Below are 6,231 nucleotides of genomic sequence, written 5' to 3' on the forward strand. Positions count from 1 at the left end.
GACCCCGAGGGCATCGTGTGGATCCGCACCCTGCTGCGCCGCCTCGCCGCCGAGGGCCGCACGGTCCTGGTCTCCAGCCATCTCATGGGCGAGACCGCCGCCTTCGCCGACCACCTGCTGATCCTCGGCCGGGGCCGCCTGCTCGCCGATACACCGGTCCGGGACTTCATCGACGCGCGCGTACGGCCGCACGTCCGCATCCGCACCACCGATCCCGCCGCCCTCGGCGACCTCCTCGCCCGGCACGGCCACGACGCCTCCCGCGACGCGGACGGCACCTGGACCGTGCGCCACGCGCGCGTGGACGACCTGGGCCGGCTGATGTCCTCCGCGGGCGTCCCCGTCCTGGAACTCGCCGCCCGGGACGCGACCCTGGAGGAGGCCTACCTCGATCTGACCGCCGCCGAGGCCGAGTTCACCGCACCACGCCAGGAGGCCTGACCATGCCCTTCGCACCCGTGCTCCACGCCGAGTGGATCAAGATCCGCACCCTGCGCTCCCTGTGGGGCGCCCTCGCCGCGATCCTCGTCTGCACCACCGCGTTCTCGGCACTCGCCGCGGCCGACGCCGACGACTCCGACCCGCTGTTCTCCGTGTTCTTCGGCATCAGCTTCGGCCAGGTCGCCGCGATCGCCTTCGGTACGACGGCCGTCTCGTCGGAGTTCCGGGGCGGCGCGCTGCGGCTGACGCTGGCGGCGGTGCCCGACCGGGGGCGCTGGTTCGCCGCCAAGGCGACGGCGGTCGCCCTGCCGGCGCTGGCCGTCGGACTGCTCACGGGGTTCGTCACGCTCCTGGTGGGCCGGTCGGCCCTGGGCGCGTCCGCGCCCGGCTGGGCCGAGGGGGTGCGCGGCGCGGTCGGCTGCGGTCTGCACCTGATGCTGATGGCCCTGTTCGCCGCGGGCCTCGCGGCCGTGCTGCGCAGCGGGGTCGCGACCCTTTCCGTGCTGATCCCGTTCCTGCTGATCGTGTCCTTCGTCGTCGGCGATCTGTCCGGCGGTGTCGCCGACTTCCTCCCCGACCGGGCCGGCCAGGTCGCGCTGCACAGCACCTGGGACGGTGCTCTCGGCCCGTGGAGCGGGCTCGCGGTGACCGCGCTGTGGGCGAGCGCGGCCCTGGTGGCGGGCGGGTGGAGCGTGCGGCGCAGGGACGCCTGACTGACGGGCCGCCAATTGTCAGTGCTGCCCGCTTTACTGGAACGCATGGACATCGCCACGTGCCTGAGCCTGATCGACCTGCTGTGCGCCCGGGAGTTCCCCGCGGCGCGCGGCAGGACGGAGCACGGCGAGAGCGGGCCGGGGTACCACATAGCGGCCTTACGCACCAGCGAGGAGTTCTGGGACGGCGACGGCGGCGAACGGGACGAGACGCGGGCGCAGTTCGAGGCCGACCGGGACGGCCTCGCCGAGCGGCTCGGGGCGCGGTGGGGCCGCCCGCAGCACTTCAGCCTCTACAGCGTGCTCGACCGGACCGTGGCGGGCGAGGACCTCGCGGAGCCCTGGGCCGGGCTCAGCGGTCACGTCCCCGACGTCCACCTGTGGCGGGCGCCGGAGACGGACCGCTGGATCGCCCTCGGTGTCTCCCAGTGGGCCGAGGAACTGCCGTTTCAGCTGCTCGGGATAGTGACGGAGACCGACCCGCCGTGACCGGGCAGGTCCGCCGCCTCCCGCAGCCGGGCGAACTCCTCGGCCATCGTCGCCGCCGTCCAGTGCGCGTTCAGCCCGCTCGGATTGGGCAGCACCCAGACCCGGGTGTCCCCGATCGTCCGTTCCTGCGGACCGACGCGCGCCGTGCGGTCGGCGAAGGCGGCCCGGTACGCGGTCACACCGACCACGGCCAGCCACCCCGGCCGCAGCCGTTCCACCTTCCCGGTGAGCAGCCGGCCGCCCTCGGCGTACTCCTCGGCGGTCAGTTCGTCCGCCCGCGCGGTGGGCCGCGCGACCACGTTGGTGATGCCGAGGCCGTAGGAGAGCAGTTCCCGCTGCTCGTCCGGCCGCAGCAGCCGGGGGGTGAAGCCGGACAGGTGCAGCACCGGCCAGAACCGGTTGCCGGGCCGGGCGAAGTGGTGACCGGTCGCGGCGGTCAGCAGACCCGGGTTGATCCCGCAGAAGAGCACCCGGAGGCCCTCCGCGACCACGTCCGGGACGAGGCGGTCGCGGGCGGCCTCCAGTTCCGCCCGGGTGAAGCGGGGAGAGCGGGGCGCGCCGGTCAGAGGATCGCTCCCGGGGTGTAGCCGGCGGCCTCCGGGTGCTGCTTGACGATCTCCTCGATCCGGGCGACGACCACACCGACCTGGCCGGCGGCGGCACCCGTGAAGGACAGCTTGTCGGCCATCAGCGCGCCCAGCTGCGCCCGGTCCAGCGGCAGCCGCTCGTCGGCGGCGAGCTTGTCGAGCAGGTCGTTGCGCTCGGCGCCCTGCTCCCGCATCGCCAGCGCGGTCGCCACGGCGTTCTCCTTGATCGCCTCGTGCGCGACCTCCCGGCCGACCCCGGCCCGCACGGCGCCCATGAGCACCTTGGTGGTGGCGAGGAAGGGGAGGTAGCGGTCCAGCTCGCGGGCGACGACGGCCGGGAAGGCACCGAACTCGTCGAGGACCGTCAGGAAGGTCTCCAGCAGGCCGTCCAGGGCGAAGAAGGCGTCCGGCAGGGCCACCCGGCGCACCACGGAGCAGGACACGTCGCCCTCGTTCCACTGGTCGCCCGCCAGCTCGCCCGTCATCGACGCGTAGCCGCGCAGGATGACCATCAGGCCGTTGACGCGCTCGCAGGAGCGGGTGTTCATCTTGTGCGGCATCGCCGAGGAGCCGACCTGCCCGGGCTTGAAGCCCTCGGTGACCAGCTCGTGCCCGGCCATCAGCCGGATCGTCTTCGCCAGCGAGGACGGCGCGGCGGCCAGCTGGACCAGCGCGGTGACGACCTCGTAGTCCAGCGAGCGCGGGTAGACCTGGCCGACGGAGGTGAAGGCCTGCGAGAAGCCGAGGTGCCCCGCGATCCGGTCCTCCAGCTCGGTGAGCTTGCCGGCGTCCCCGCCGAGCAGGTCCAGCATGTCCTGTGCGGTGCCCACCGGACCCTTGATGCCGCGCAGCGGGTAGCGGCCGAGCAGCTCCTCGACGCGGCCGTGCGCCACCAGCAGCTCGTCGGCGGCGGTCGCGAAGCGCTTGCCGAGGGTGGTGGCCTGCGCGGCCACGTTGTGCGAGCGGCCGGCCATGACCAGCTCGGCGTACTCGCCGGCGAGCTTGCCCAGACGGGCCAGCACGGCCACGGTGCGGTCGCGCATCAGCTCCAGCGAGAGCCGGATCTGCAGCTGCTCGACGTTCTCGGTGAGGTCACGCGAGGTCATGCCCTTGTGCACGTGCTCGTGCCCGGCGAGGTCGTTGAACTCCTCGATCCGCGCCTTCACGTCATGCCGGGTGACCTTCTCGCGCTCGGCGATCGAGGCCAGGTCGACGGTGTCGAGGACGCGCTCGTAGTCGGCGATCGCCTCGTCCGGCACCTCGATGCCGAGGTCCTTCTGGGCGCGCAGCACGGCGAGCCAGAGCTGCCGCTCCAGCCTCACCTTCTGCTCGGGGGACCAGAGCGTGGCGAGCTCGGCGGAGGCGTAACGTCCGGCGAGGACGTTCGGGATGCGGGGCTTGGCGGGCGCAGAAGTCACGTGTCCAGATTCTACTGGCGGTTCGTGCAGGCCAGCGCCATGGGTGTGTTCGGTGGAAGCTACGAGAGCCGCGTCACTGCGGTGCCGGCGGCCGGGCCGCGCCCGGTGCGGTCACGCCAGGTCCTCGTACGGCAGCAGCTCCGGGCGCTTGGCCGGGCGGCCGTCGCCGGAGGAACGGCCGGTCAGGCGACGGCCGATCCAGGGCAGCAGGTGTTCCCGGGCGAACCGTGCGTCGGCGGCCCGCCGTGCCAGCCAGCGCGGCGGGGCGCTCGCCGGCATCGGTATGTGCCAGCCGGTGTCCTCCGGGTCGTGGCCGAGCGCCTGCCAGACGGCCTCGGCGACCCGGCGGTGGCCCTCCGCCGTCAGGTGCAGCCGGTCCACGTCCCACAGCCGGGGGTCGGCCAGCGCCGGCGCTCCGTACAGGTCGACCACCAGGGCGCCGTGCCGGGCGGCCAGCTCGTCCACGCAGGCGAACAGCTCTTCCATGCGCGGCCGGAACCGCTCCAGCACCGGGCCCTGCCGGCCGGGGCTGCGCATCAGCACCAGCTGCTTGCAGGAGGGCGCCAGCCGCTCCACGGCCTCGGTGAGCAGTCCCCGGACCCGGCCCATGTCGCACGAGGGGCGCAGGGTGTCGTTGAGACCGCCGACCAGGGTGACGACGTCGGCGTTCATGGCCGCTGCCACCTCGACCTGCTCGTCGACGATCTGCTGGATCAGCTTCCCGCGCACGGCGAGGTTGGCGTACCGGAAGCCGGGCGTACGGGCGGCCATCCGCGCGGCGAGCACATCGGCCCAGCCCCGGTAGGAGCCGTCGGGCAGCAGGTCCGACATGCCCTCGGTGAAGGAGTCGCCGACCGCGACCAGGCTGGTGTAGACGGGAGGTGTGGGATTCGTCTGCATGGCGACAGCGATGGTATCCCGAGGCCGATACCAGCCGGTCGGTCAGCCCCGGGCCCGCCACCGCCGCCGCGTGCTCAGCTCTGGGCCGGCTGGCCGAACAGCTGGCGCAGCACGTCCTCCATCGTGACCAGGCCCGCCAGCCGGCCGTCGTCGCCGAGGACGGCGGCCAGGTGGGTGCGGCCGCGCCGCATCGCGGTGAGGACGTCGTCCAGCGGCGTGCTCTCGCGGACGCGCGCGATGGGACGCATGTCGCGCAGCCGGAACGGCACGTCCCGGGGCGAGGCGTCCAGCGCGTCCTTGACGTGCAGGTAGCCCACGATCCGGCGCCCGGCGTCGACCACCGGGAACCGGGAGAAGCCCGACTCCGCCGACAGCCGCTCCAGCTGCTCCGGGGTGACCCCCACCCGCGCGTAGACGACGCGCTCCAGCGGTACGACGACGTCGCGCACCGGCCGGCTGCCCAGCTCTAGCGCGTCGTGCAGCCGTTCCTGCGCCCGGTCGTCGATCAGGCCCGCCTCGCTGGCGTCCTTGACGATCTCGGCCAGCTCGGTGTCCGTGAAGGTCGCCGCGACCTCGTCCTTGGCCTCCACCCGCAGCAGCCTCAGCAGCCCGTTCGCGAAGGCGTTGATCGTGAAGATCACCGGCCGCAGCGCCCGGGAGAGCGCCACCAGCGGCGGCCCGAGCAGCAGCGCGCTGCGCACGGGCTCGGCGAGCGCGATGTTCTTCGGGACCATCTCGCCGAGCAGCATGTGCAGATAGGTGGCCAGGGCCAGGGCGATCACGAAGGACACGGCGTGCCCGGCGCCCACCGGGATGCCCAGCGCGTGGAACACCGGCTCCAGCAGGTGCGCGATCGCCGGCTCGGCGACCACGCCCAGCACCAGCGTGCACAGGGTGATGCCGAGCTGGGCGGCGGCCAGCAGCGCCGAGACGTGCTCCAGACCCCACACCACGCTGCGCGCCCGCCGGTCGCCCTCCTGGGCCAGCGGCTCGACCTGCGAACGTCGCACGGAGATCAGCGCGAACTCGGCGCCCACGAAGAAGGCGTTGACGACGAGGGTCGCCAGGCCGATCAGCAACTGTACGGCGGTCATCGCGTCCCCTCCCGCGTGCCGCGGGTTCCGTCGGCGCCCCCGGTGCGCTCGTCGTCCAGCGGCGCGTGCAGCAGCACCCGGGCGGCCCGGCGGCCCGAGGCGTCGATCACGTCCAGCCGCCAGCCGGCCACCTCCACGCTGTCCCCCACGGCGGGTATCCGTCCCAGCTCGGCGGCGACCAGACCGGCCAGGGTCTCGTACGGCCCCTCGGGCACGCGCAGTCCCACGCGCGCGAGCTGGTCGGTGCGGGCGGCGCCGTCCGCCGTGTACAGGGCCCGGCCCCGCTCGTCCGCGCCGGCCGGTGCCAGATCGGGCGTCTCGTGCGGGTCGTGCTCGTCCCGCACCTCGCCGACGACCTCCTCCACGATGTCCTCCAGGGTCGCCACACCCGCCGTACCGCCGTACTCGTCGATGACGACGGCCATGGTGCGCCGGCCGCCGAGCCGGTCCAGCAGCCGGTCGACGGTCAGGGACTCGGGCACCAGCAGCGGCTCGCGCATGATCTGCGCCACCGTACGGTGGCGCCGCTGGTCCGCGGCGACGGCCAGAACGTCCTTGATGTGGGCGGTGCCGACGACCGAGTCCAGGC

At 73.7% G+C, this 6,231-nt stretch carries 8 protein-coding genes; 3 read left to right on the top strand and 5 right to left on the bottom strand.

The genetic code is table 11. The features are described from left to right. From IE312_RS38350 to IE312_RS00600, 3 genes are all read left to right on the top strand, one after another. The coding region (locus IE312_RS38350) for a DUF8746 domain-containing protein (RefSeq protein WP_502266953.1) at window positions 1-441 on the top strand (441 nt) is incomplete at its 5' end. 2 nt (window positions 442-443) lie between these two features. Further along, complete coding sequence (locus IE312_RS00595; protein WP_189977200.1) at window positions 444-1,154, top strand: ABC-2 transporter permease family protein; 711 nt, start codon at window positions 444-446, stop codon at window positions 1,152-1,154. 45 nt (window positions 1,155-1,199) lie between these two features. After that, entirely contained in the window at window positions 1,200-1,643 is a 444-nt protein-coding gene (locus tag IE312_RS00600; RefSeq protein ID WP_189977202.1) for a hypothetical protein, read from the top strand. Here IE312_RS00600 and mug read toward each other — a convergent pair. The 5 genes from mug to IE312_RS38355 form a co-directional block, all read right to left on the bottom strand. Then, window positions 1,604-2,134 carry a G/U mismatch-specific DNA glycosylase gene (gene mug / locus IE312_RS00605; protein ID WP_229898812.1) on the bottom strand — a complete coding sequence of 177 codons (531 nt, stop codon included), beginning with the start codon at window positions 2,132-2,134 and terminating at the stop codon, window positions 1,604-1,606. The genes IE312_RS00600 and mug overlap by 40 nt on opposite strands. A gap of 71 nt (window positions 2,135-2,205) precedes the next feature. Next, complete coding sequence (purB, locus tag IE312_RS00610) at window positions 2,206-3,648, bottom strand: adenylosuccinate lyase (protein WP_189977204.1); 1,443 nt, start codon at window positions 3,646-3,648, stop codon at window positions 2,206-2,208. Window positions 3,649-3,759: 111 nt separating this feature from the next. Beyond that, window positions 3,760-4,548 (bottom strand): SGNH/GDSL hydrolase family protein, encoded by a 789-nt coding sequence (locus IE312_RS00615; protein ID WP_189977206.1) that lies wholly within the window; start codon window positions 4,546-4,548, stop codon window positions 3,760-3,762. A 74-nt stretch (window positions 4,549-4,622) separates the two neighbouring features. Beyond that, window positions 4,623-5,642, bottom strand: a complete 1,020-nt coding sequence (locus IE312_RS00620; RefSeq protein ID WP_189977207.1) for a hemolysin family protein — start codon at window positions 5,640-5,642, stop codon at window positions 4,623-4,625. Further along, window positions 5,639-6,231 (bottom strand): transporter associated domain-containing protein (locus IE312_RS38355; RefSeq protein ID WP_229898813.1); only part of this gene is annotated, 593 nt, incomplete at its 5' end. The genes IE312_RS38355 and IE312_RS00620, both read right to left, overlap by 4 nt.

The sequence above is a fragment of the Streptomyces capoamus genome (genome assembly GCF_014654935.1).
Lineage (GTDB): Bacteria > Actinomycetota > Actinomycetes > Streptomycetales > Streptomycetaceae > Streptomyces > Streptomyces capoamus.

Excerpts from the sequence above, each read along its gene's own strand:
- IE312_RS00595 (WP_189977200.1), top strand. The coding sequence starts at position 444 with ATGCCCTTCGCACCCGTGCTCCACGCCGAGTGGATCAAGATCCGCACC.
- IE312_RS00600 (WP_189977202.1), top strand. The coding sequence starts at position 1,200 with ATGGACATCGCCACGTGCCTGAGCCTGATCGACCTGCTGTGCGCCCGG.
- IE312_RS00615 (WP_189977206.1), bottom strand. The coding sequence starts at position 4,548 with ATGCAGACGAATCCCACACCTCCCGTCTACACCAGCCTGGTCGCGGTC.
- IE312_RS00620 (WP_189977207.1), bottom strand. The coding sequence starts at position 5,642 with ATGACCGCCGTACAGTTGCTGATCGGCCTGGCGACCCTCGTCGTCAAC.